Here is a 25,096-nt window from a genome sequence, read left to right on the forward strand (position 1 = left end):
CGACGATGCGTCTCCTCAGGGGAGTCGGCGGCCTGGCCGCTGCCGCGCTGGTGGTCGGCCTGGTCACGGTACCGACCACCGCCTCGGCCGCGCCGACCAGGTACGAGGCCGAGGGCGCGGCCGTCTCGCTCGGCGCGGTGGAGTCCAACCACACCGGGTACTCGGGCACCGGCTTCGTCAACGGCGACAACGTGGTGGGCAGTTGGGTCGAGTTCACGGTGACCGCGAGCACGGCCGGCACCGCCGCGATCGCGATCCGGTACGCCAACGGGACCACCCTGGACCGCCCCGGTGACCTGGCTGTGAACGGCGCCGTGGTCTCGGCGGCCCGCTCCTTCCCGTCCACCGGGACCTGGGACGACTGGGCCACCTCCACCGTCACCGCCCCGGTCTCCGCCGGGACGAACCGGATCCGCCTCACCTCGACCAGCGCGGCCGGCCTGCCCAACCTGGACGCCCTCGACCTGGACGTCACCGCGCCCACCGCCGACTACCAGGCCGAGGACGCCGCGACCGGCCAGGCCGCCGTGGCCGCCAACCACACCGGCTGGACCGGCACCGGCTTCGTCGACTACAGCAACGTGGTGGGCAGTTGGGTCGAGTTCACGGTCAGCGCCGCCACCGCGGGCAGTGCCGGACTCGCCTTCCGGTACGCCAACGCCGGGACCGCCGACCGGCCGATGGACATCGCGGTGAACGGCACCGTGGTCGCCACCGGGGTCGCCTTCCCGCCCACCGCCGACTGGGACACCTGGGCCACCCGGACGGTGAACGCCAACCTGACCGCCGGGGCGAACAAGGTCCGGGCCACCGCCACCACCGCCAACGGCGGTCCCAACCTGGACCGCCTCCAGGTCGGCGCCGGCGCCGACACCACCGCGCCCAGCAGGCCCGGGGCGCCCAGCTGTTCGGCGGTCGGACCGAACGGCCTGACCCTCTCCTGGGGCGCCTCGACCGACAACGTCGGCGTCAGCGCCTACGACCTCTACGAGCACGGCAACAAGATCGGCGAGGCCCCCGGCACCAGCACCGCCAAGGAACTCACCGGCCTCACCCCCAACACCACCTACAACCTCACCGTGATCGCCCGGGACGCCTCCGGCAACGCCTCGGCCGCCAGCGTCGCGGTCGACTGCACCACCCCGGCCGGCAGCGACCCGCCGCCCAGCACCCCGGGCACCCCGGCCGTCTCGGCGGTCAACTCCACCGGGGCGACGCTCTCCTGGGCCGCCTCGACCGACGACAAGGGCGTGGTGGCGTACGAGATCCGCAGCGGCAACGCCGTGGTGAAGACCGTCACCGGTACTCCGCCCGCCACCTCAACCGCCGTGACCGGGCTGGCCTGTGACGCCCCGTTCGCCCTCACCGTGGTGGCCAGGGACACCGCGGGCGGCTCCTCGGCGCCGTCGGGGGCGGCGTCGTTCACCACCGGCGCCTGCTCCTCCGACGGCGGGGTTCCCGGCTCGCCCGCCGCCCTCTCCGGTGGGTGGACCATCCCCTGGGGCGTGTTCTGGATGCCGGACGGCAAGACCGCGCTGGTGACCGAACGGGACAGCTTCAAGGTCTTCAAGGTCACCCCGGCCGGGGTCCGCACCCAGGTCGGCACCGTGCCCAACGCCGTCACCACCGACGGCGAGGGCGGCCTGCTCGGCGTCGCGGTCGACCCCGCCTGGTCGGCCAACCACCGGGTCTACTTCATGCACACCGCCGCCGAGGGCAACCGGATCGTCCGGATGAACTACGACGGCACCGCGCTGAGCGGCTACACCGTGCTGCTCCAGGGCATCCAGAAGAACCGCTACCACAACGGCGGGCGGCTGGCGTTCGGCCCGGACGGGTACCTGTACGCCTCCACCGGCGACGCCCAGACCGGCGCCCGGGCGCAGGACAAGAACTCGCTCAACGGCAAGATCCTGCGGCTCACCACTGAGGGCAGGCCGGCCCCCGGCAACCCGTTCGGCAACTACGCGTACAGCTACGGCCACCGTAACCCGCAGGGCCTCGCCTTCGACCGCAGCGGGCGGCTCTGGGAGGCCGAGTTCGGCGACTCCAAGTTCGACGAGCTCAACCTGATCAAGCCCGGCGCCAACTACGGCTGGCCCACCTGCGAAGGCACCTGCAGCACGGCGGGGATGACCAACCCGAAGGCCACCTGGGCGGTCAACGTGGCCTCGCCCAGCGGGATCGCGATCGTCCGCAACGTGGTCTACCTGGCCGCCCTGCGCGGCGAGCGGATGTGGCGGATCCCGATCAACGGCGACACCGAGACCGTCGGTACGCCGACCTCCTACTACGTCGGCACCTACGGCCGGCTGCGGACGGTCACCAAGGTGCCCGGCGCGGACCAGCTCTGGCTCACCACCACCAACGCCGACAACAACGGCGGGGCGGCCGACGGCGCGGACAAGCTGTTCCGCATCACCATCGGCTGACCGGTTCCGGCGCTGTGCTGCGGCGACCCCGGCCCCGGGGCCGCCGCAGCACGGTTCAGGCCGGGACGGGCGTGCTCGCCCCGGGGAACAGCGGAGCCACCCTGTCCGCGTCGCCGCAGACCACCAGCAGCTCCTTCGCCAGCGCGTGCGCCGCGCGGGCGGTACCGGCCAACCGGTCACCCGCAGCCCGGGAGTTGACCACCAGGACCACGACCTCGCGGCCGACCGTCCGGGTCGCGGCGGCGTCCGCGTAGAAGACGTCGCCGCCCTCGGTGAGCTGCGCCCAGTAGCGCTCCTCGCCGAAGGTGAGCTCGTGCTGCTGCCAGGGGTGCGGCTCACCGACCGTCAGGACCAGGACGTGCTCCGGCCGGCGGCCGGACTCCAGCAGCCGGTCGACGGTGTCGTCGGCCCGGCCGACCGCGTCCTGCGCGGTGGCCGGCACCAACTGCACCGGGACGCCCGGACGTCGGGCCGGCGGCGGACCGGGCCGGGGCCCCGGCCTGGGTGCGGCCGGACGCGGGCCCGGCACCGGGCGGGCGGCAGCGGGGACAGATGGGCGGGGGGCTCGTGCGTCCGACTCTCGCGGAAAGGGAACGCCGGGGCCCGGGATACTCTCGTGAATCTCCGGCTCCTCGGGGAAGACAGGCATGCCCGATGTCTATCAAATGCCGGTCGAATGCGCACGGGCGCCCCACCAGTTGGAACCGACCGGCAATCATTGGGACCCGAACCGTCGCCCCCCGGCCCAACTCCCGGCGAACCCGGGGCCAACGGACGGTCCGTCCCGCCGGACCAGGGCTCAGAAGCCCAACGAGAGCTGCTCGTCGGCCGGTTCGGCGAACCGGCTGCGCTTGAGGTGGCTCCACCTCGGCAGCGCGTCCAGGTAGGACCAGGACAGCCGGTGCTGCCCGGTCGGGCCGTACTCCTCCAGCGCCGCGCGGTGCACCGGCGAGGGGTAGCCGGCGTTGTCGGCGAAGCCGAACTCCGGGTGCTCCAGGCCGATCTCGGCCATCATCGCGTCCCGCTCCACCTTGGCGAGCACCGAGGCGGCCGACACGCAGACGCAGGACTGGTCGCCCTTGATCACCGTCCGGACCCGCCACGGGCCGCCCAGGTAGTCGTGCTTGCCGTCCAGGATCACCGCGTCCGGACGGACCGGCAGGGCCTCCAGCGCCCTGGTCGCGGCCAGCCGCAGCGCGGCCGTCATGCCGAGCTCGTCGCACTCCTCGGGTGAGGCGTGGCCGAGCGCGTAGGCGGTGACCCAGTCGGCCAGCACCGGGGCCAGCCCGGTGCGGCGCTTCTCGGTGAGCAGCTTGGAGTCGGTCAGCCCCTCCGGTGCCTTGCGTAGCCCGGTCACCGCGGCGCCGACCGTGACCGGCCCGGCCCAGGCGCCCCGGCCGACCTCGTCCAGCCCGGCGACCACCTGGGCCCCCGCCCGGCGCAGCGAGCGCTCGACCGAGTGGGTGGGCGGCTCGTACGGCATCGGGGTTCCAATCCGGCGGGGCGGGCGAGGGGTGCCCGCGGCTGCGGTCTGCGCCTTCAGCCTACGACACCCCCACTGCTGTCCCGACGGTCGCGGACGTGCCCCCCGGCACGCCCGCGACCGCCACGTCACGGGCCCGGAGGCCTCAGTACCGAGCGTCGTCCAGGTTGACCCCGGCCCGGGCGCAGGCCTCGCCCCGGTCCGACCGGACCGGGCGGTCGGACAGGATCCCGGCCGCCCTGCTCCCGGCCAGGCTGGTCGCCCACCAGGCCCGGTTCCCGGAGGCCAGCTCGGTGTCGATCCGCTGCAGGGCGCAGGTGCGCAGGTCGCCGGAGAGGCGGTCCAGCGCGGGCACCGCGTCGGCGGAGAGGCCGCGCAGGTACCCGACGTCGATGGTCCGGCTCTTCTCGTAGCGGGTGACGTTCTGTTCGGCGATCAGCGCGTCCGGGCGGATCAGCCCGAACACCGCGACCGCGAGCACGCCGCTGAGCACCACGGCCCGCGGAAGCCAGCGGCGGGAGCCGAACAGGACACCGGCCAGGACCAGCACCAGGACGGCGCCGAGCCAGAGTTCGGCGCCGGTGACCGAGATCCGCAGCCGGGTCAGGCCGAAGGCTTCCACGTAGCGGTGCATCCGGTAGTACGCCGAGGCGACCACCACCAGGGTCAGTGCGCAGAGCAGGCCGATCAGGATCTTGGCCAGCAGGCGGTCGGCGGCGGTCGCCCGGGGTGCCCAGCGCTGGGCGAGCGCGACCACGGCCAGGGTGAGCACGGTGACCCAGAGCAGCTGCCAGAAGCCCTGCCTGGCGTACTCGGCGGGGAGCAGCCCGGGCTTGCTCATGACCGCCTCGTAGCCGCCGAAGAAGACCACGGCCTGGACCGCCACGAAGGCGCCGAAGAGCAGGTTGAGCGCGATCATCGGGACCGCCCACTCGATCCGGCCGCGCCCGGTGCCGGGCGCGACCGGCAGCCGGTCCCAGCGGCGCGGGGCGGCGGCGGTGCGGGCGGCGCCGAGGGCGAACACCAGGCCGAGCACGAAGAGCACCGTCCGGACCGGCAGTTCGCCGATGTCGGCGTCCGGGGTCAGCCCGTCCAGCAGGTCGGCGACGGCCGCGTCCGCGCTGGCGAACAGGGCGCCGAAGACCAGCAGCAGCACCCCGGCGACCAGCGCCGCCTTGAGCACCGGCAGCACCTTCTCCTTGGCGGGGTACTCCCGGCCGCGCAGCGCCTTGGCCGCCCAGGGGAGGGACGGCACGAAGTTCCCCCAGATGCCCAGCGGGCCGATCAGCACCCCGGCCCACCTGGTCCCGCCGTGCAGGGCCAGCGAGGCGACGCCGAGCGCGGCGGCGACCGCCGCCGCGACCGGCCAGCCCGCGTCGGTGAACACCGGGACGGCCAGCAGGGCGAGCGCGACCAGGGCCCACACCAGCGTCCACGGCCGGGGCCGGCGTCCGCCCGCCAGCGCGGCACCGGCGGCCGCCGCGGCGGCCGCCAGGCCGAGCAGCAGCAGGTTGGCCCCGATCCCGTCGACCAGGGTCACCGCCGCGATCAGGCCCGTCGCCACCGCCGCCGCCAGCACCCGCAGTCGGGGCTGCGCGGCCACCCGGGGTTCGGTCGCGGTCACCCAGGCGGGCTTCGGCGGTGCGACGGGTGGCCGCCAGGGGCCGGTGGGTATCGGCGGAGCCGGCTTCGCGGGACTGGACATGACGCTCCCTCAGAGTTCGACGAGCAGCGCGGATCCGGACGGGGATGCCGCGCCGCTCGTGACTCTAGGGGTTCGACGCCAGTTCTGAACAGGTTCAAAACATCCCCGCGACGCCCTTGTCGCAGAGCTGTGACAGAACCTGACGGGTCAGTAGGACCCGAACAGCGAGTACGCCAGCGCCGTCTTGGTGGCCGTGCCGAAGCTGCTCGGCCAGGTCCCGAACGGCGTCGCGGCGCTCAGGTACGCCCCGATGCCGTAGGCCCCGGTGCTGTAGTGCATGTTGTTCAGCACCGGGCTGGCCCCGTTGCTGTTGTAGACCAGCCAGTACGACGTCCCGGCGGTGAGCGTGACGTCGATCGGCAGCGCGTTCCAGGAGTTGGCGGTCAGCGTCCCCGGCGCGGTGGTGGCCACCAGGGTGCCCGGCGAGCCCGCGCTGTCGGTGTAGACGGCCAGCTGGTACTGGTTGTTGGGCGCCGGGCTGACCGCGCCGACGTGCACGCTCAACTGGTCGAGCGCCACCGGGGCGGCGCCGGTGGTGATCCGGCTGCCGTTCAGGTGGTTCGCGTCGTTGTCGTCGATCTGGGTGCCGATCTCGTTGTTGCCGACGGTCAGCGGCGGCGGCCCGGCCGTGGTGAAGGTGAGCACGTACGGTGCGGCCAGCTGGTTGCCCGCCACGTCCCGGACGCCCTGCACGGTCGCCGTGTAACCGGTCGTCAGCTGCAGCGCCGCGGCCGGGGTGAAGACCACCCCGCTGGTGGTCGAGTCGTACGAGACCGTCCCGGCCACCGCCGCTCCCCCGGCGGTGGGCTGCACGGTGACGGCCGAGCCGGTCACCGTCGCCCCGTTCAGCGGCTCGCTGAAGGAGAACCGGACCGGGCCGGTGGCCGGCGCGGCCGGCGCCCCGCTCGCGGGCGAGGTCCCGGTCACGGTCGGGGCGGTGGTGTCCTGGCCGTAGGTCGCGGTGTAGCTGCCGACCGCGCCGTCGAAGAAGGCGTAGGCGACGCCCTTGACCGTCTCCACCCGGTACGGTTGCGCCTGCCCGCCCCGGCTGATCCCGATCAGCGTCCCGGTGGCGGACTGCACCGGCAGCATCGCGCGCAGCCCGTTCGTCCCGCCGGTGATCTTGAAGCCGAGCGAACTGCCGTTCCAGGCCAGGTCGGTGAAGGCCGAGCCGTTCCGCCCGTCCAGCCAGGTCAGCAGCTGGCGGCCGGAGACCACCGGCACGCCCTTGGCCTTGGCGGCCGCGATCACCTGGTCGGAGGTCTGCGAGGCGGCGAAGTCGGTGTGGATGTTGGCGGTCAGCGCGGCGTAGTAGCCCTGCGGGCCGTACGCGGCGTCGAGCAGGGTGTTGACCGTGCCCGGGTAGGACTGGCCGGACTCGTCGGTGAGCTGGGTGGTGGCCTGGTAGACGTCGATCAGGCTGCCGTCGGTGTCGGCGAACCGCATCGGCATGCCGGTGCCGTTGAAGAAGCCGGGCCGGTCCTGCACGAACGAGGACGGGTAGAAGTAGTAGTCGTGGTCCAGCCGGATGCCGTTGGCCAGCTTGGTCTTGGCCTGGGTGGCCCAGTCGTCCCACTCCACGCAGTGCGTGCGGCTGCCCGCAGGCGTCGGCAGCGCCGGGTACTTGGCCTTCCAGGCGCTCAACTGACTGGCGTACATGGACTGCAGGGCCGCCGGGGTGCCCCAGGGACGGCAGTCGGTGGTGATGTGCACGCCCACCTCGAAGCCCTCGTCCGAGTAGGCCTGCGCCTGCGAGGCGGTCATCGGACCGCCGCTGTACAGGTAGGAGGAGCCGCGCACGCACTGCCAGTCGGCCACCACGCAGCCGGGCGGGCTCTGCGAGATGTAGTAGTCCCAGCGGCCCGCGGTGCCGCCGACGCCGTGGTCGTCACCGGTCATCACCACCACCGCCTTGACGTCCCGGGGGAAGTACCAGAACCGCGGCAGCGGGGTCTTCGCCAGGTCCATCCGGGTGATCAGGTTCGCCAGCAGCCGCTGCTGCTCGTCGGCGGTCGGGATCAGCGCCTTGTCCAGGTCGTTCCAGTTCGACTGGCCGTTGGTGCCGAAGAACATCTCGCTGGCCTCGTAGCCGTCGGTGCCGTCGCGCTGCTGCCCGGCCCAGGCGACGTTGCCCTGCCGGGTCTGCACCACCGAGCGGGCCAGGTCGAAGGTGAAGGCGGCGGCCTGGCCGGAGCCGGCCGCGCGCAGCGAGACCGCCGGGTTGGCGGTGGCGGTGGAGGCGTCGCTGTACAGGGAGGCCACCGCGGTGGCGCCGTTCAGCGTGTAGCGGTCGGCGGTGCCGTGGTAGCCCATGGTCTCGCCGGTCAGCCCCGCCCCGGGGGCGGCCGAGGTGTCGATCCGCAGGTAGGCGTCGGCCTGGGTGGCCGCCGTGGCGGTCAGGCCGAGCAGCGGCGCCAGCTTCTTGTCCGGCCGCATCGCGAGCAGCCGCCCGCCGCCGTTGGTCCAGTTGGTCAGCACGGTGACCTGGCTGTCCGTCAGCGGGGTCTCACCGAGCAGCACCAGGTCGTGCTGGGCCAGCAGCGCCGGGGTGACCTGCGAGAGGTCGACCACCTGGTAGTGGTTCAGCCCTTCGGCCTTGAGGATCTCGCCGTAGTACTTGCTGTACGGGTTGGCCGCCGTGGTGACCAGCAGCACCGGCCCCGCCGTGCCGGGCCCCGCTCCCGGGGCGGTGGTGCCGCCGCCGGTCGGGGTGTAGGTCGCCTGGATCGAGAAGTCCAGCGTGGTGGCGGTGGAGGCGCCGAAGCTCGCGGGCCAGCTGCCGTACGGGGTACCGGCGTTGCTGTAGGTCCCCTTGCCGCCGGTGTTGTACTTCAGGTTGTTGACCGCCGGGCCCGCCCCGTTGCTGTTGTAGGCCAGCCAGTACGGGGTGTTGGGGGCCAGGGTGGCCGCGACCGGCAGGATGTTCCAGCTGTTGCCGGTCAGCGTGCCGGCCGCGCTGTTGGCCACCAGGGCGCCGGGCTTGCCGCTGGCGTCCTGGTAGATCGCCAGCTGGTACTGGTTGTTGGGCGCCGTGCCGACCGGCCCGACGTACGCGCTCATGCTGCTGACCTGGCCGCCCTTGGCCCCCATCACGAACCGGGAGGCGTTCAGATGGTTGGAGTCGCCCGAGTCGGTGGCGGTACCGATCGTGGTGTTGCCGAGCGTGGCCGTCTCGGCCGCGCTCGCCGGCGCCGCGCCGAGCGCCGTCGCCGTCAGCAGGGCCACCAAGAGCCCTGAGAGTCTTCCCCTGTACCGCACACCCACCCCAAGTGTCTGATAACAACATCACTGGCTAAATGCCGTTACCGGTGTACAGCTTGGAGCGAGGCCGCGTCCGCAGAATCCACACATTCCCGAGGCATGACACCCCGTCAGCACGTCACCCCTTGACGGATCCTGCCAACAGTCCTCGGACGAAGTACCGCTGGAGCGCGAAGAAGACGATCAGCGGGATGATCAGCGAGAGGAAGGCCCCGGCCGTCAGCAGCTCCCAGCGGCCGCCGAAGGAGCCGGAGAGCTGGGCCAGCCGGACCGTCATCGGCGCCACCTCGGGCGTGCCGCCGGCGAAGGTCAGCGCGACCAGCAGGTCGTTCCAGACCCAGAGGAACTCGAAGATCGCGAACGAGGCCAGCGCCGGGGTGCAGAGCGGCAGCACGATGGACCGGAAGATCTTGAAGTGCGAGGCCCCGTCCATCACCGCCGCCTCCATCAGGTCGCGCGGCAGCTGCGAGATGAAGTTGTGCAGCAGGAAGGTGGCCAGCGGCAGCGCGAACATCGTGTGCGCCAGCCAGACCGGTGCGTACGTCCCGCTCAGGTCCACCTGCGGGATGACGGTGAAGCCGCCCAGGTGCGCCCCGCCGGAGAACAGCTGGAGCAGCGGGATCAGCGCCATCTGCAGCGGCACCACCTGGAGCGCGAAGATCACGAAGAAGACCGTGTCGCTGCCCCGGAACCGCACCCAGGCCAGCGCGTACGCCGCCATCGCCGCGATCACCAGCGGGAAGACGGTGGCCGGCACGCTGATCGCCAGCGAGTTGACCAGGAACGGCATCATCCCGGAGCTGACGCCGAAGCCGCCCTCGAACAGCACCGTGTGGTAGTTGGACAGGATCAGCCCGGGGTGGGCGAACACCTCCCACCAGCCCGTGGTCGCCACCTCCTGCTTGGGCCGCAGCGAGGTGGCCAGCAGGCCGAAGGTGGGGACGGTCCAGAGCACCGTCACCACGATCACGAACAGCGAGCCGAGCGGGCCGCTGAACGAGCGTCGGACAGCCTTGGCGCCGGTCGTCGGGGGGCTGGTCGTCGGAGTGCTCACCGGGTCTCACGCTCCTTGCGCAGCTGGACGATGTTGTAGGCCACCAGCGGCAGCACCGCGAGGAAGAGGATCACCGCGAGGGTGCTCCCCCGGCCCACGTCGAACTGGGTGAAGGACTGCGCGTACATCTCGTTGGCCAGCACCTGGGTGCCGAAGTTGCCGCCGGTCATGGTGCGGACGATGTCGAAGGCCTTGAGCGTGGTGATCATGACGGTGGTGAGCACCACCACCAGCGTGGTGCGGATCATCGGCACCGTGATGAACCAGAACAGGCGCAGCCCGCGCGCCCCGTCCAGCCGGGCCGCCTCGGTCACCTCGTCCGGGATCGCCTTGATCGCGGCCGACAGCACCACCATGGCGAAGCCGGTCTGGACCCAGACCATCACCGCGATCAGCAGGAAGTTGTTCAGCGGCTGGCTCAGGATCCAGTTCGGCGGGTCCTCCCAGCCCAGACTGACGGCCAGTTGGCTGAGCAGGCCGATCTGCGGCTGGCCCGCGCCGCGGGACTCGTAGACGAACTTCCAGATGATCCCCGCGCCGACCAGCGAGACCGCCATCGGCAGGAAGATCAGCGACTTGTACAGCCCCTGCCAGCGCATCCGCTCCACCAGCAGCGCCAGCGCCAGCCCGAGGCCGGTCGCGGTGAGCGGTGCCACCAGCAGCCAGAGCGCGGTGTTCAGCAGCACGGTGTGGATCGAGTCGGTGGTCAGCGCCCACTCGTAGTTGCGCAGGCCCACCGAGCGGTCGCTGTCGGCGTTGTAGAAGCTCAGGAAGACCGTCCGGACCAGCGGCGCGACCAGGCCGACCACGAGCAGCAGCACGGCCGGGCCGAGCATCACCAGGATCGCCAGCGGCCGGGCGAACCGGCCGGTGGCCCGGCCGGCCACGAAGAAGATCAGCAGCAGGATGCCCAGGAACCCGGCGATCGCGCCCAGGCTGTTGCCGAACTTGATCCCGGCATCGGTCCAGGCGGAGGCGGCCACGTTCAGGGTGGCGGGCATTCAGGGGTCCTTCCCGGCACAGGGGTTGGGGGCAGCGCGGGCGGGTGGACCCGCGCTGCCCCGTGACGAACGACTACTGCTGCGGCCAGGCCGCATCGATGTCGGCCGCCACCTTCGGGATGGCCTGTCCCTCGGCGAACCAGGCGGTCAGCGCCTTCCACTCGGCACCCGCGCCGACGGCGGCGGGCATCAGGTCGGAGGCGTCGAACCGGAAGGTCGCGGCGGGGTCGGTCAGCGCCGCGGCGGAGAGCTTGTCGATCGGGTCGGTGTACAGGCTCTTGTCCACGCCCTGGTTGGCGGAGACCCAGCCGCTGGTGACCTTGACCCGGCTGCTGGCCCACTCCGAGCTGGACAGGTAGTTCTGCACCGCCTGCACCTCGGGCTTGGCCGAGAAGGCCGCCACGAACTCGCCGCCGCCCTCGACCGGGTTGGGCACCGAGGGGTTCACCGCCGGGAGCTGGAAGGCGAAGATGTCGCCGTCCTCGCCGATCTTGGTGCCCTTGGGCCACTGCGCCGCGTAGAACGAGGCCTGCTGGAGCATCGCGCACTTGTTGGTCAGGATCGGCGCCCCGGCGTCCTGGAAGGTGGTGGTGGCGATCGACTTCACGTCACCGATGCCGCCGTTCACCCAGGTCGGGTTCTGCATCCAGTCGGCCACCGTCTGCATCGCGGCGGCGATCTTCGGGTCGCCGAACTTCACCTGGTGGCTGACCCACTGGTCGTAGACCTCGCCGCCGTGGGTGCCGAGCACGACCTCCTCCAGCCAGTCGGTGGCCGGCCAGCCGGTCGCGGTGCCGGAGCCGATGCCGCCGCACCACGGCTTGGTGGAACCCGAGGCGGCGATCTTCCCGCTCAGCGCCATCAGCTCGGCCCAGGTCTTGGGCACCTGGTAGCCGGCCGCCTTGAACGCCTTCGGCGAGTACCAGACCAACGACTTCATGTTGGCGCTCATCGGCGCGGCGTAGAAGGTCCCGTTCACCGACCCGTAGGTCTTCCAGATCGGGCTCCACTTGGCCTGGTTGGCCTCGGTCTGGGCCGGCGGCTTCACCACCTTGCCGGTCTTCACCATCTGGGCCAGCACCCCGGGCTGCGGGATGATCGCCAGGTCGGGGGCGTTGCCGCCGGTCACCCGGACCTGGATCTGCGACTCGAAGTCGGGCGAGCCCTCGTACGAGATCTTGATCCCCGTACAAGAACTGAACTCGGCCCAGGACTTCTCCAGCGAGTCCGACTCGGGGCTGCGGATCGAGGCGAACATCGTCACCGTGGTCCCGGAGTGCCCCGCGTAGGCCTGGTACTTGACGCAGTCGCCGGTCAGCGGGGCGGACGAGCCGCCGCCGGTGCCGCTGGTGGAGGAGTTGGAGCAGGCCGCCGTGAGCGCCAGCGCCAGGACGGCGGGCACGGCCAGCAGCCGGGGGCGGAGGGTCATCGGCGGCCTTCGATCGCGAACAGGACGGGGGTCAACGAGGTCCTCCTTGCCAGGGCATGACATGCCAGCAGTAAGACGAACGACAGGCGCTGAACCAGAGAGAGGAGTGTGTCCCAACCCGTCGGGCTGGCTCGAAGACGTTAACCCAGTCGTCATCCCGAGCCAAGGTGTGCGTTCGACCTTCATCGGCCAGTGCCGCAGTCGTGACCTGGCCGTGCTGCGCGGCCGGGTCACGCCGCGACCGGTCAGAGCAGGACGGGCAGTTCCTTCAGGCTGTTGACCACCATCGACGGGCTCGGGCGCAGCTCGTGGTCGGCGACGGCGAGCCGAAGCCCCGGGAAGCGCGCGAACAGGGCGGGCAGCGCGATCTGCGCCTCCATCCGCGCCAGCGACGCCCCCGGGCAGACGTGCGGGCCATGGCCGAAGGAGAGGATCCGGGCCGGATCCCGGGTGACGTCGAACACCTCGGCGGTGACGCCGTGCTGGGCCGGGTCCCGGCCGATCGCGTTGTAGGAGATCAGCACCGCGTCCCCGGCCGGGATCACCGCATCGCCGTACGGGAGGTCCTCGGTGGCGAAGCGGAACAGGAAGTTGCTGGTCGGCGGCGTCCAGCGGAGCGACTCCTCGACCACCGCGGACCACGCCACCTCGCCCTTGCGCACCAGCTCCAGCTGGTCCGGGTGGGTGAGCAGGGCCCGGACCGCGTTGCTGATCAGGTTGACGGTGGTCTCGTGCCCGGCCGCGATGATCACCCGCAGGGTGGCCGCCGCCTCGGCGTCGGTCAGCGGGCCGCCCTCGACGTCGGCCGCCAGCAGCGCGCTGGTCAGGTCGTCGCCGGGCTCCGCCCGGCGCTTCGCCACCAGGCCCTGCACGAAGGCGTTCAGCCCGGCGATGATCGCCGGGACCTCGGCCGGGTCCTTCACGCTGCTGAAGAAGCGCTCGTACAGGTCCCGGATCGTGGCGTGGTCCTGCTCCGGCACCCCCAGCAGGGTGCCGATCACCGTCATCGGCAGCGGGAAGGCGAAGACGGTCTTCAGGTCGACCTCGGGCCCGGCCGCGGCCACCCGCTCCAGCAGCTCGGCGGTCACCGCCTCGATCCCGGGCCGCATCGCCTCCACCCGGCGCGGGGTGAAGGCCTGGGTCACGATCGACCGCAGCCGCCGGTGCTCCGCACCGTCCGTGGTGACCAGGCTCGGCCCCGGCACCGCGAGCCCGATCAGCGGCCAGGTCTTCGGTATCTCCCCGCGCTGGAACGCCGCCCAGTGCTGGGCGCTCTTCACCAGCCGCTCGTCGTTCAGCAGCGCCCTGGCCGCGGCGTGCCGGGTGACCGCCCAGGCCCGGACGCCCCCCATCAGCTCGACCTCGACCACCGGTCCCGCCGCGCGCAGCAGCGCGCCCTCGGCGGCGTTGTCGGTGGCCAGCGGGTCCATCAGGATCGGGGCGGTCATGCGTACTCCTTCGGGGGAACGGGTTCTCAACCGGCCAGGTATCCGGGGGTGAAGGCCACCGGCAGCGCCACCAGCGCGCGCACCCAGGCGGACGGCCGCCAGACCAGCGCGTGCTCGGCCACCGCCAGCCGCAGGTCGGGCAGCCGGTCCAGCAGCACCTCGATCGCGGTGGCGGCGATCACCTCGGCGGTCTCCTGGGCCGGGAACGGGCAGCTGTGCGGGCCGTACGAGTAGGCCAGGTGGGCCCGGTTGCCCTCGGCCGGGGTGCCGTCGGCCTGCCGGACCGAGGGGTCGGTGTTGGCCCCGGCCAGGCCGAGCAGCAGCAGGTCCCCCGCCGCGATCCGCTGCCCGCCGAGCCGGGTGTCGCCGGTGGCCCAGCGGCCCGCGAAGATCTGGGTCGGGGTGTCCTCCCAGAGCGCCTCGGAGAGCGCCTGGCCGACGCTGCGCCGACCGCCGGAGAGCGAGGCGGCGAACCGGTCGTCGGTGAGCATCAGCCGCAGCGCGTTGGAGATCCAGTAGGCGCACGGCTGGTGACCGGCGATCAGGATCACCCGCAGGTCCCGCATCACCTCCTCGTCGGTCAGCCCGGCCTCGTGGCCCAGCAGCCGGGAGGTGAGGTCCGGGCCCGGCTCCGCGCGCTTGCGCCGGACCAGGCCGAGCATCACGTCCAGCAGCCGCTGCGCCCCGGACTGGGCGTCCGCGCCGCCGTCCAGCATCGCCACCAGCCCGGCGATCAGCACCGGCGCCTCGTCCTCGTCGAGCCCGAACATCCGGCACAGCACCAACAGCGGCAGCCGGTGCGCGTAGTCGGCGACCAGCTCCGCCTCGCCCCGGCCCGCGAACCCGTCGATCAGCCGGTCGGCGACCTCCTCGCAGTACTGCTTCAGCTCGTACTGGTCCACCCCGGCCAGCGCGTCGGTGACCGCCGACTTCCGGCGCTGGTGCTCGGCGCCCTCGGCGTACAGGATCGACGGGACGGGGGCCATCATCGGCTTGAGCGGCCAGTCCGCCGGGATGTTCGGCCACTGGTTCCACCGGGTCGAGTCCCGGCCGAACAGCTTGGTCTGACCGGTCATCAGCTGGAGCTCGCGGTAGCCGATCACCAGCCAGGCCGGGACTCCCCCGGCCAGCTCCACCGGTGCCACCGGGCCGTGCACCCGGCGCAGCTCCTGGTACAGCTGCCCCGGGTCGGTCTGGAACCGGGGCCCGTACAGCGGGGTGGCGTTCGCGTGCGCCGGGCAGCCCGGCGGCGGGGTGGCGTTCGCGGGCTCGGTCACGGGGTCTTCTCCTCTGCGAGTACCAACTGCTCGATGTGGCGGATCAGGGCGATCAGCACCTGCTTGCCGGAGGCGCGGTCCCTGGCGTCGCAGTCCACCAGCGGCACGTGCGCGGGCAGGTCGAGCGCGGCCCGCACCTCGGCCAGGCTGTGGCCGGGGCCGCCGAAGTCGTTCCTGGCCACGATGAACGGCGTGCCGTGGTGCTCCAGCCGGTCGATCGCGTGCCAGGACTCCTCCAGCCGGCGGGTGTCCACCAGCACCACCGCGCCCAGGGCACCGGTGAACAGCCGGTCCCAGAGGAACCAGAACCGCTCCTGGCCGGGCGCACCGAACAGGTAGAGCACCTGGCGCTCGTCCAGGGTGATCCGGCCGAAGTCGAAGGCCACCGTGGTGGAGCGCTTGTCGGCCACCCCGGTCAGGTCGTCGACGCCCTCCCCCGCCCGGGTCATGGTCTCCTCGGTGTTGAGCGGACGGATCTCGCTCACCGAGCCGACCAGGGTGGTCTTGCCGACCCCGAAGCCGCCGACCACGACGATCTTCAGGCCGTTCGAGGCGGTACTGCGCAGCGGGGCGGACGCCCGGGCCCGGAGCAGCGCGGTGTCAGAGCCGTTGGAGTCCATTGAGCACCTGCTTCAGCGTGTCGAGGTCGGGCAGCCGGGCCTTGCTGGGCGCGAACCGGGGGTGCCGGGCGGTGACCCGGCCGCTCTCCAGCAGGTCGCCCAGCAGGATCTTCACCACGCTGACCGGCAGGGCCAGTTCGGCCGCCAGCTCGACCACCGCGGTGGGGCTGGCGCAGATCTCCAGGATCCGGGCGTGCTCGGACTGCATGCCCGGCGCCGGCTCCTGCTCGGTGACGATCAGGGTCACCAGGTCGAAGGCCTGCTCCGGCGGGCGGCTGCGGCCCTTGGTGACGGTGTAGAGCCGGTCCGGCGAGTCGTCCGGACCGGGTATGCCCACCCGGGTGCTCATGCCGTCTCGCGCGCCGGGGCGGTCAGGTACGTGCCGATCTGCTCGACCAGGCCGTACATGTTGTGGCCCACCACTCCGACGTCGGCGCTCTCGTCGGTGACCACCGCGAGGTGCGCGCCCTCACCGGCCGCGACGATGCACAGGATGCCGCCGTGGAACTCGGTCATCGACTGCCTGACCCCGCCGCTGCGGTCGCCGAACTCGATCGACGCGCCGTGCGCCAGGCTCTGCATGCCGGAGGCGATCGCGGCCAGCTGGTCGGCCTGGTCGGTGCCCAGCCCGGCGGTGTGGCACAGCTTGAGGCCGTCGGCCGACAGCACCAGGGCGTGCCGGGTACCGGGGGTGGCGGACAGCAGATTCTCCAACAACCAGTCGAGATCGCAGTCGGTGCTGCTCATCGGGAGTCGTCCTTCTGGGGAGCGTCGTCGGGGCTTTGCCGGAGCGCACGCCGGAACGCGCCGAACCGGGCGGCGGCGGCCGCCGCATCGGTGCGTCCGGACAGTGCGGGGAGTTCGGGGGCCTGAGCAGGCGTCAGGGTCTGCGCAGCTGAGCGGGACTGGGCGGTCGGCAGGGGCTGGGCCGCCGCCAGGGCCTCGGCCGCCACCAGGGTCTGGCCGCGGCGCCGCTGCGGCAGCCCGTTCCCGGCGGCCTCGACGACCGGCCGGTCCGCCCGCTCGTGCACCGGAGCCGCCTCCACCGCCGGTGCCGGGGCCGGGAGTTCGGGCCGGGTCGGCGCCGGGTGGGTGATCAGCTGCTCGGGGATCAGCACCACCACGCCGGTGCCGCCCCGGGCGGACGGACGGAACGAGATCTGCAGCCCGTGCTTGCGGGCCAGCACCCCGACCACGGCCAGGCCGAGCCGGGTGCCGGCGGAGAGCTCGGCCAGGTCCAACGGCTCGGCGGAGACGGCCTGTTCGGCCCGCTTGAGCCAGCTCTCGCCGAGGCCGAGCCCGCCGTCCTCGACCGTGACCACCAGGCCGGAGTGCACCTCCTCGACGTAGACGTGCACCTCGGCCGGCGGGGCGGAGAAGTTGGCGGCGTTGTCCAGCAGTTCGGCCAGCACGTGCATCACGCCCTCGGCCGCGAAGCCGGCCACCGCGGCGGTGCTGGCGGAGTGCAGCCGCACCCGCTGGTACGCGCCGATCCGGCCGAGTGCGCCGCGCAGGATCGACTCCACCCCGATCGGCCTGGTCCAGCGCCGACCGGAGCGGGCGCCGGTGAGCACCGCGATCGAGTCGGCCATCCTGCCCGCCTGGGCGGTGGCGTGATCGAGCGTCAGCAGGTCGCCGAGCACCTCCTCGCCGTGCCGGTGCTGCATGTCCCGCAGCTCGGCGTGCATGCTGGTGGCCAGCGCTTGGACCCGTCCGGCGGCGGTCGCGCAGACCGCCAGGGCGGCGGCCCGCCGGCGCTCGCCCCGGCCGACCTCGGCCGCGACGGTGCGCAGCAGGGCGGCGTGCGGCAGCGCCCGGTGCGGGGCCAGCGCGGTCTCCACCGAGCCGCCGGCCCGGAGCCGGGCGACCACCTCGGGCAGCACCTCGGCGCCGAGGCGGTCCAGGGCGGCCCGCTCCTCCCGGAGCAGCAGCTCGCGGGCGTGCCGCTCCTGGTCCGCCAGTCGGGCCTGCTCGCGCAGCTCCCCGTTCTCGGCCTCCGACTCGGCCAGCGCGGCCTCGGCGGACCGGAGTTCGACCCGGACGGCCTCGCGCTCGGCCCGGGCGGTGGTCAGCGCGGTCCGCAGGTCGGCGGCGGCCCGGTGGGTGTCCTCCAGGGTGGCGTACAGGTTGCCGGCGTAGTCGTGTGCGGCGGCCAGCTGGTCGCGGGCGTCCCGGAGTTCGGCGGCGGTCCGGCGGGTGCGGCCGAGCTGGCGGCAGGCCAGCGCGAGCAGTCCGCACCAGAGCACCAGTGCGCCGGCCACGGTGGCGGCCACGGCCGGCTGCCGGTCGACCGGGGTCAGCACGACGGCGGCCGCTCCTCCCCCGGCGCCGATCAGCAGGCCGATCGCGGCCCAGCGGGCGGGGTTGCCGTGGGAGCGGCGGTCGGACGCGCCTCGGTCCGGGCGCGTGCGGGCTGTCATCAGGCTGATCCTCGGGGGCGGACGGCTGTGGCAGGGCAGGCGACAGCGCACCACCGCACGGAGCGTGCCCTCGGGCACGCTCCGTGCGGCTGATCAGTACACGCGGTCAGCAGATCATATCCATTCACCAGTTGTACTCAACCTGCCAACTGACGAACCGTCCGCTCCCTGCACATCCGCTGCACACGACGGACAACAGTCCTCCGCGCGCGAGCGCCGTCAGTCCGACAGCGCCTCCAACTCCTGTCGCAGTCCGGCCGGGTCGATCCCCCGGTCCGCGATCACCTTCACCCCCAGGCCACCGCCCTCGCGGAGCACTCCGAGCAGCAGGTGCCGGACCGCGATCTGCTTGTCGCCCAGCCGCACCGCCTCCCGGAGCGAGAGCTCCAGCACCTTCTTCGACCGGGGCGTGAACGGGCTGTGGTCGCTCTTGAACCAGCCGCGCCGGCGCGGCTCCTCCTTCGGCCCGTCCAGCGCCCCGACCCCGAACTCGGCCTCCACCGCCTCCCGTACCGCGTCCAGGTCGACCCCGATGGTGGCCAGCACCGCCGCGTCGTGCCCTTCGCCCGGGCCGATCAGCCGGGTCACCTCCGCCCGGACCGCGTCGTGATCCAGCCCCTTGGCGACCAGCAGCGCCGCCGCCGGGTCGGCCGGGTCGGCCAGCACCGCGAGCAGCAGGTGCTCCGTCCCGATGTAGCCGTGCCGGAACTCCGCCGCCTCGGCCTGGGCCTGCACGACCACCTGCCGGGCCGCCGCCGTGAACCGCTCGAACATTCCTCAGCCTCCGTCCGCGGCGCTGCTGCCGCCACTGCTGCCGCTGCTCTCGTCGCCGAAGCCGCGCTTCGCGTACTTCTTGTGCACGGCCTGCCTGCTGACGCCCAGGCAGACCGCGATGTCCTGCCAGGACCAGCCCTGGCCGCGCGCGTTCCCGACCTGGAGGTCCTCCAGCCGGTCCGCCAGGTCCCGCAGGGCGCGGACGGCGCGCAGGCCGACGGCCGGGTCGCGGCTGCTCGCGGCTGCCGCGAGCTGCTTCGAATCGCTCATACTGTCAACGTAGGTTGACACGTCGATTCTGTCAACCTTGGTTGACACCTGGCCGTGCGCGCTACGGTCTCCCCATGACCACCACGTCCACCGGGCCCGGCTCCGGAGCCCTGCTGCGCGACTGGCGGGAGCGGCGCGGCCTCAGCCAGCTCCAGCTCGCCCTCGGCGCGGACTCCTCCGCCCGGCACATCAGCTTCATCGAGACCGGCCGCGCCCGCCCCGGCCAGGAGCTGCTGCTCCGCCTCGCCGAGCACCTGGACATCCCGGTCCGCGAACGCAACGCCCTGCTGCTGGCCGCCGGTTACGCCCCGCACTACGCCGAGACCCCGCTCGACGACCCGTCCCTGGACGCGCTCCGGTCCGGCATGGAGCAGCTGCTCGCGGCCCACGAGCCCTACCCCGCCCTGATCGTCGACGGCACCTACCGGGTCCTGGCCGCCAACCGGGGCATCGCCCTGCTGCTGGAAGGCGTCGACCCCGGGCTGCTCACCCCGCCCATGAACGCCATGCGGATCACCCTGCACCCCGGCGGCCTCGCCCCCCGGATCCGCAACCTCCGGCAGTGGCGGGCCCACCTGCTGGAGCAGATGGAGCGTCAGATCGCCCTGGTCCGCTCCGAACCGCTGCGCCTGCTGTACGAGGAGGTCAGGGCCTACCCGGCCCCGCTGGAGGACGAGTCGCAGGACGCCTCCGCACTGTTCCCGTTCGCCCTGCCGCTCCGGTTCGAGCACGGCGGGCGGGTGCTCTCGTTCCTCTCCGCCATCTCCACCTTCAACACCCCCATGGACGTGACCGTCTCCGAGCTGGCCATGGAGACCTTCCTCCCGGCCGACCCGGAGACCGCGTCCTACCTGCGCGAGGTGCTGCCGTGACCGTCACCCTCACGATCCGCCCGGCACTGACCGACGCCGAGCTGAACGAACTCTTCGCCGCGGCCTGGCCCGAGCACCGCCCGACCGCCTTCGCCCCGCTGCTCACCCGCAGCCTGCTCTGGGTCGGCGCCCACCGCGGTTCCCGCCTGATCGGGTACGTCAACGTCGTGGGCGACGGCGGGGCGCACGCCTTCATCCTGGACACCACCGTGCACCCCGACGAGCAACGGCTCGGCCTCGGGGTGCGGTTGGTGCGGGCCGCGGCCGAGCAGGCCCGCGAACACGGGGCCCACTGGCTGCACGTCGACTACGAGCCGCACCTGACCGGCATCTACGCCAGGTGCGGCTTCCGGCCGACCGCCGCCGGACTACTGGCGCTCTGACCGGGCGGCTCCGCGCAGCGCCCGCCACTGCAGCACCGCGAACCCGGCCACCGTCGCGGCCTGCAGCGGGATCCACACCAGCCCGGCGGTGGTCGGCTCGAACCACACCGCCATCGCCACCACGCTGAGCACCGTCCACAGCAGGTTCACGTCCACCAGCACCTTCACCACCGCCGCCGACGGCTCCGGCCGGCTCGCCAGGAAGCCCACCCCGGCGCCGAACAGCAGCAGGAACGCCCCGATCTCCAGCAGCACCCCCCGGTCGATCCCGAGCAGCTCCCCGAGCGGCCCCGAGGCGGCCAGGTAGGCCAGCCCGTTCCCCCCGGTGACCACGGCGTCCAGCGCCAGCACCCGACGCAGCCACCCCTGCCCGGTCCCGGTCGAACGGACAGCACCAACAAGCGAGTTCACGGACATGACGGATCACCCTCCGAGCGGTCGGCGGCCCTCCGAGGTCCTCCCCGGCGGCCTGCACCCAGCCTGCCGGGCCGGTCGCACCGGGTCGATTACGTCCCGGGTAATGCCGGCCCGGCAGCGGGGTGCAGGCCACCGCCTCAGGCCCCGTAGCGCTCGCGGAAGACGTTGCGTTCCGGGGCGCGGCGGCCCGGGTGCGGACGGGACTCCGCCGGGTGGCCGAGCGAGACCAGCAGGGCGATGGCGAGGTCGTCGCGGTCACCGATGCCGATCGCCTGCTTGACCTCCGCCTCGTTCCAGCCGTTCATCGGGGAAGTGGCCAGGCCGAGTTCGGTGGCGGCGAGGATCAGGAAGGAGGCCGCGATCACGGCGTCCTTGACGGCGTACTCCCGCACCAGGCCGCGCCGGTCGAGGTCGGTCTGGAAGGCCGTGGACTCGGCGTCGAACGCGGCGATGAACTCCTCGTTCCAGGCCCCGCTGCGACGGGCCCGCTCGTAGACGTCGGCGCGGTCCTCCCGCCAGGCCTGCGGCTCCGCGACGAATACCAGGACCACCGGCGCCTCCTGCGGCTGCGGCTGCCCGCCGGTGGCGCGGGCCAGCTCCGCCCGACCGGCCGGGTCGGTGACCACCACGATCGAACGGTCCTGCAGGTTCCAGCTGGTGGGCGCCTCGACGGCGAGGTCGAGCAGGGCGGTGAGGGTGGCGTCCGGGATCGGGTCCGGCCGGTAGTGGCGGATGGTGCGGCGGGTGCGGATGGCGTCGGCGACAGATGCGGTGCGGTTCGTCATGCCACTCACTATTGGAGAGTGACGCTCGATCAGGAAGAGGGCACCTGAAAGTGCGTTACTCTCCCGGGCATGACGACAGTGGTGGAATCATCCGGGCTCCCGGCCGACGCCTACTCGGCGAACTGCCCCACCCGCGACGTACTCGACCGGATCGCCGGCAAGTGGACGGTCCTGGTCGTCGACGCCCTCCTCCAAGGCACGCTGCGCTACACGGAGTTGAGCCGCCGGATCGAAGGCGTCTCGCAGAAGATGCTCACCCAGACCCTGCGCGCGCTGGAGGCCGACGGATTCCTCACCCGCACCGTCCACCCGACCGTCCCGCCCCGGGTCGAGTACACCCTGACCGAGCTGGGCCACAGCCTGGCCGAGCCGGTCAGGGCGCTGCGCGAATGGGCGGAGACCCACATCAACAAGATCGAACGGGCCCGGCAGCAGCACCGCCCGGCCTGACCGACCCGGGTCCGGCACCCACCGCACAACCCGTCGAACGCCGCAGGGCGGTGGCGCCGGAATCCCGGCCCCACCGCCCTGAACGGCAGCTTCACGCCCTACCGGGCGCGAGGATCAGCTGCAGCCGCTGGTCGAGCCGCAGCCCTCGCAGAGGTAGCAGCTGCCCGCGCGGCGCATCTTGGTGCCGCAGGAGAAGCAGAGCGGCGCGTCGGCGTTGAGGCCGAGCTGGATCTCCATCAGTTCGGTGGAGTTGTGCGCCTGGGCCGGGGCCGCCGCCTTGGGGGCCGGGGTGATCTCGACCGGGCGGGCGTTGGCCAGCGGGGCGGACTGGGACAGGCTGTCCACGTCCAGGTCCTCGGCCTCGATCGGCTCGTACGAGCCGGTGTCGAGGTGGCGCTGGCGCTCCTCGACCGAGTGGATGCCGAGCGCGGACCGGGTCTCGAAGGGCAGGAAGTCCAGCGCCAGGCGGCGGAAGATGTAGTCGACGATCGACTGCGCCATCCGCACGTCCGGGTCGTCGGTCAGACCGGCCGGCTCGAACCGCATGTTGGTGAACTTGGAGACGTACGTCTCCAGCGGGACGCCGTACTGCATGCCGACCGAGACCGCGATCGAGAAGGCGTCCATCATGCCCGCGAGGGTCGAACCCTGCTTGGACATCTTCAGGAAGACCTCACCCAGACCGTCGTCCGGGTAGGAGTTGGCGGTCATGTAGCCCTCGGCGCCACCCACCGTGAAGGAGGTGGTGATGCCGGGACGGCCCTTGGGGAGGCGCTTGCGGACCGGGCGGTACTCGACCACGGGCGCCGGGACGGCCGCGGCGGCGGGGGCCGCGACGGCCGGGGCGTCCTTCTTCTTGGCCGAGAGCGGCTGGCCGACCTTGCAGTTGTCGCGGTAGATCGCGAGGGCCTTGACGCCCAGCTTCCACGCCTCGAAGTAGATCTCCTCGATCTCCTCGACCGTGGCGGCCTCGGGCATGTTGACCGTCTTGGAGATCGCACCGGAGATCCACGGCTGGATCGCCGCCATCATCCGCACGTGGCCCATGGCGGAGATGACCCGCTCGCCCATCGCGCAGTCGAAGACCTCGTAGTGCGCGGGCTTGAGGCCCGGCGCGTCGAGCACGTTGCCGTGCTCGGCGATGTGGGCGACGACCGCCTCGACCTGCTCCTGCTGGTAGCCGAGGCGCTTGAGCGCGCGCGGCACGGTGTTGTTGACGATCTGCATCGAGCCGCCGCCGACCAGCTTCTTGAACTTCACCAGCGCCAGGTCGGGCTCGACGCCGGTGGTGTCGCAGTCCATCATCAGGCCGATGGTGCCGGTCGGAGCGAGCACCGAGGCCTGCGCGTTGCGGAAACCGTTCTGCGCGCCCAGGGTCAGCACGTCCGCCCAGGTGGCGGTGGCCGCGGCCCAGATCGGGGCGTCCAGGTCGTCGTAGGAGACCGCGACGGCGTTGGCGTCCGCGTGCTGCTTCATCACCCGCTGGTGCGGGGCGGCGTTGCGGGCGTAGCCGTCGTACGGGCCGACCACACCGGCGAGTTCGGCGCCGCGGCGGTAGGCGGTGCCGGTCATCAGCGAGGTGATGGAGCCGGCCAGCGCGCGGCCGCCCTCGGAGTCGTAGGCGTGGCCGGTGGCCATCAGCAGGGCGCCGAGGTTGGCGTAGCCGATGCCGAGCTGGCGGTACGCCCGGGTGGTCTCGCCGATCTTCTCGGTCGGGAAGTCGGCGAAGCAGATCGAGATGTCCATCGCGGTGATGACCAGCTCGACCACGGCGGCGAAGCGCCCGGCGTCGAAGGAGTCGTCGTCGCGGAGGAACTTCATCAGGTTCAGCGAGGCGAGGTTGCAGCTGGAGTTGTCCAGGTGCATGTACTCGGAGCAGGGGTTGGACGCGTTGATCCGGCCCGACTCCGGGCAGGTGTGCCAGTGGTTGATGGTGTCGTCGTACTGGATGCCCGGGTCGGCGCAGGCCCAGGCCGCCTCGGCCATCTTGCGGAACAGCTTCTTGGCGTCGATGGTCTCGATCACGTCGCCGGTCATCCGGGCCTTCAGGCCGAACTCGGTGCCGTTCTCGACCGCCGTCATGAACTCGTCCGAGACCCGGACCGAGTTGTTGGCGTTCTGGTACTGGACCGAGGTGATGTCGTCGCCACCGAGGTCCATGTCGAAGCCCGCGTCACGGAGGGCGCGGATCTTCTCCTCCTCCTTGACCTTGGTCTCGATGAAGGCCTCGACGTCCGGGTGGTCCACGTCCAGCACGACCATCTTGGCCGCGCGGCGGGTGGCGCCACCGGACTTGATGGTGCCGGCCGAGGCGTCGGCGCCGCGCATGAAGGAGACCGGGCCGCTGGCGTTGCCGCCGGAGGAGAGCAGCTCCTTGGAGGAGCGGATCCGGGAGAGGTTCAGGCCGGCGCCGGAGCCGCCCTTGAAGATCATGCCCTCTTCCTTGTACCAGTCGAGGATCGACTCCATGGAGTCGTCGACGGCCAGGATGAAGCAGGCGGAGACCTGCTGGGGCTGCTTGGTGCCGACGTTGAACCAGACCGGCGAGTTGAAGCTGAACACCTGGTGGAGGAGGGCGTAGGTCAGCTCGTGCTCGAAGATCTCGGCGTCGTCCGGGCGGGCGAAGTAACCGTTCTTCTCACCGGCGGCGCGGTAGGTCAGCACCACCCGGTCGATGATCTGCTTCAGGCTCCACTCGCGCTGCGGGGTGCCGACCGCGCCGCGGAAGTACTTCGAGGTGACGATGTTGACCGCGTTCACCGACCAGGAGTCGGGGAACTCGACGCCGCGCTGCTCGAAGTTGATCGAGCCGTCGCGCCAGTTGGTCATCACGACGTCCCGGCGCTCCCAGGTGACCTGGTCGTAGGGGTGCACGCCGGGAGTGGTGTGGATGCGCTCGATGCGCAGCCCGCCCTTCGGAGCCTTGCCGGCCCCCTTGGCAGCCTTCGACCCGCGTGCTGACCCGCTCGTGGTATCGGTCACTTCTTGCTCTCCTCCAGGGAAAATCCCCCGATA

General features: G+C 72.2%; 22 protein-coding genes. 4 read left to right on the forward strand and 18 right to left on the reverse strand.

The annotated features are described in order from the left end of the window. Positions 1-5: 5 nt before the first annotated feature. Entirely contained in the window at positions 6-2,432 is a 2,427-nt protein-coding gene (locus ABT118_RS26855; protein ID WP_350674130.1) for a PQQ-dependent sugar dehydrogenase, read from the forward strand. Between the two features lie 55 nt (positions 2,433-2,487). Here ABT118_RS26855 and ABT118_RS26860 read toward each other — a convergent pair whose 3' ends face one another. The 15 genes from ABT118_RS26860 to ABT118_RS26930 form a co-directional block, all read right to left on the reverse strand. Further along, positions 2,488-2,883, reverse strand: coding sequence for a hypothetical protein (locus ABT118_RS26860; protein WP_350674133.1), 396 nt, complete (start codon positions 2,881-2,883; stop codon positions 2,488-2,490). A gap of 348 nt (positions 2,884-3,231) precedes the next feature. After that, entirely contained in the window at positions 3,232-3,915 is a 684-nt protein-coding gene (gene rnhB / locus ABT118_RS26865) for a ribonuclease HII (RefSeq protein WP_350674136.1), read from the reverse strand. A 145-nt stretch (positions 3,916-4,060) separates the two neighbouring features. Beyond that, entirely contained in the window at positions 4,061-5,620 is a 1,560-nt protein-coding gene (locus ABT118_RS26870; protein ID WP_350674140.1) for a DUF4153 domain-containing protein, read from the reverse strand. 147 nt (positions 5,621-5,767) lie between these two features. Then, the gene (locus ABT118_RS26875) at positions 5,768-8,845 is read right to left on the reverse strand and encodes an Ig-like domain-containing protein (protein ID WP_350674143.1); all 3,078 of its coding nucleotides are present in this window, start codon (positions 8,843-8,845) and stop codon (positions 5,768-5,770) included. 154 nt (positions 8,846-8,999) lie between these two features. Continuing rightward, positions 9,000-9,935: a carbohydrate ABC transporter permease gene (locus tag ABT118_RS26880; RefSeq protein WP_350674146.1), complete on the reverse strand. Its 936-nt coding sequence runs from the start codon at positions 9,933-9,935 to the stop codon at positions 9,000-9,002. Continuing rightward, on the reverse strand, positions 9,932-10,936 hold the full coding sequence (locus ABT118_RS26885; RefSeq protein WP_350674149.1) for a carbohydrate ABC transporter permease: 1,005 nt from the start codon (positions 10,934-10,936) through the stop codon (positions 9,932-9,934). The genes ABT118_RS26880 and ABT118_RS26885 overlap by 4 nt, the downstream gene beginning before the upstream one ends. Before the next feature lie 73 nt (positions 10,937-11,009). Next, positions 11,010-12,365 carry an ABC transporter substrate-binding protein gene (locus tag ABT118_RS26890; protein WP_350674152.1) on the reverse strand — a complete coding sequence of 452 codons (1,356 nt, stop codon included), beginning with the start codon at positions 12,363-12,365 and terminating at the stop codon, positions 11,010-11,012. Positions 12,366-12,610: 245 nt separating this feature from the next. Beyond that, on the reverse strand, positions 12,611-13,813 hold the full coding sequence (locus ABT118_RS26895; RefSeq protein WP_350674156.1) for a cytochrome P450 family protein: 1,203 nt from the start codon (positions 13,811-13,813) through the stop codon (positions 12,611-12,613). A gap of 26 nt (positions 13,814-13,839) precedes the next feature. After that, positions 13,840-15,090, reverse strand: coding sequence for a cytochrome P450 (locus tag ABT118_RS26900; RefSeq protein WP_350674159.1), 1,251 nt, complete (start codon positions 15,088-15,090; stop codon positions 13,840-13,842). After that, positions 15,087-15,710, reverse strand: a complete 624-nt coding sequence (locus ABT118_RS26905; RefSeq protein WP_350674161.1) for a GTP-binding protein — start codon at positions 15,708-15,710, stop codon at positions 15,087-15,089. The genes ABT118_RS26900 and ABT118_RS26905 overlap by 4 nt, the downstream gene beginning before the upstream one ends. Further along, positions 15,691-16,059, reverse strand: a complete 369-nt coding sequence (locus ABT118_RS26910; protein WP_350674164.1) for a DUF742 domain-containing protein — start codon at positions 16,057-16,059, stop codon at positions 15,691-15,693. Before ABT118_RS26910 ends, ABT118_RS26905 begins: the two co-directional genes overlap by 20 nt. Continuing rightward, complete coding sequence (locus tag ABT118_RS26915; RefSeq protein ID WP_350674169.1) at positions 16,056-16,457, reverse strand: roadblock/LC7 domain-containing protein; 402 nt, start codon at positions 16,455-16,457, stop codon at positions 16,056-16,058. Before ABT118_RS26915 ends, ABT118_RS26910 begins: the two co-directional genes overlap by 4 nt. After that, positions 16,454-18,130, reverse strand: a complete 1,677-nt coding sequence (locus tag ABT118_RS26920) for an ATP-binding protein (protein ID WP_350674172.1) — start codon at positions 18,128-18,130, stop codon at positions 16,454-16,456. The genes ABT118_RS26915 and ABT118_RS26920 overlap by 4 nt, the downstream gene beginning before the upstream one ends. A gap of 219 nt (positions 18,131-18,349) precedes the next feature. Further along, positions 18,350-18,904, reverse strand: a complete 555-nt coding sequence (locus ABT118_RS26925; RefSeq protein WP_350674177.1) for a Clp protease N-terminal domain-containing protein — start codon at positions 18,902-18,904, stop codon at positions 18,350-18,352. 3 nt (positions 18,905-18,907) lie between these two features. Beyond that, positions 18,908-19,174: an RNA polymerase subunit sigma-70 gene (locus ABT118_RS26930; RefSeq protein ID WP_350674180.1), complete on the reverse strand. Its 267-nt coding sequence runs from the start codon at positions 19,172-19,174 to the stop codon at positions 18,908-18,910. 74 nt (positions 19,175-19,248) lie between these two features. On the opposite strand from ABT118_RS26930, the gene ABT118_RS26935 reads away from it, so the two are divergent. Together ABT118_RS26935 and ABT118_RS26940 are read left to right on the forward strand one after the other, a co-directional pair. Beyond that, positions 19,249-20,046: a helix-turn-helix domain-containing protein gene (locus ABT118_RS26935; RefSeq protein WP_350674183.1), complete on the forward strand. Its 798-nt coding sequence runs from the start codon at positions 19,249-19,251 to the stop codon at positions 20,044-20,046. Then, a complete protein-coding gene (locus ABT118_RS26940; RefSeq protein WP_350674186.1) occupies positions 20,043-20,429 on the forward strand; it encodes a GNAT family N-acetyltransferase in 387 nt (128 codons plus the stop codon). The genes ABT118_RS26935 and ABT118_RS26940 overlap by 4 nt, the downstream gene beginning before the upstream one ends. On the opposite strand, the gene ABT118_RS26945 is transcribed toward ABT118_RS26940, so the two are convergent. Both ABT118_RS26945 and ABT118_RS26950 read right to left on the reverse strand, forming a co-directional pair. After that, positions 20,415-20,846 carry a hypothetical protein gene (locus ABT118_RS26945; protein ID WP_350674190.1) on the reverse strand — a complete coding sequence of 144 codons (432 nt, stop codon included), beginning with the start codon at positions 20,844-20,846 and terminating at the stop codon, positions 20,415-20,417. The genes ABT118_RS26940 and ABT118_RS26945 overlap by 15 nt on opposite strands. A 137-nt stretch (positions 20,847-20,983) precedes the next feature. Next, positions 20,984-21,631 carry a nitroreductase family protein gene (locus ABT118_RS26950; protein ID WP_350674194.1) on the reverse strand — a complete coding sequence of 216 codons (648 nt, stop codon included), beginning with the start codon at positions 21,629-21,631 and terminating at the stop codon, positions 20,984-20,986. A 69-nt stretch (positions 21,632-21,700) separates the two neighbouring features. Between ABT118_RS26950 and ABT118_RS26955 the strand changes: the two genes are divergently transcribed. After that, positions 21,701-22,081, forward strand: a complete 381-nt coding sequence (locus tag ABT118_RS26955; protein ID WP_350674196.1) for a winged helix-turn-helix transcriptional regulator — start codon at positions 21,701-21,703, stop codon at positions 22,079-22,081. 114 nt (positions 22,082-22,195) lie between these two features. On the opposite strand, the gene ABT118_RS26960 is transcribed toward ABT118_RS26955, so the two are convergent. Further along, positions 22,196-25,063 (reverse strand): vitamin B12-dependent ribonucleotide reductase, encoded by a 2,868-nt coding sequence (locus tag ABT118_RS26960; RefSeq protein WP_350674201.1) that lies wholly within the window; start codon positions 25,061-25,063, stop codon positions 22,196-22,198. Positions 25,064-25,096: the final 33 nt, after the last annotated feature.

It is taken from the genome of Kitasatospora sp. NPDC002040 (assembly GCF_040296785.1).
GTDB lineage: Bacteria > Actinomycetota > Actinomycetes > Streptomycetales > Streptomycetaceae > Kitasatospora.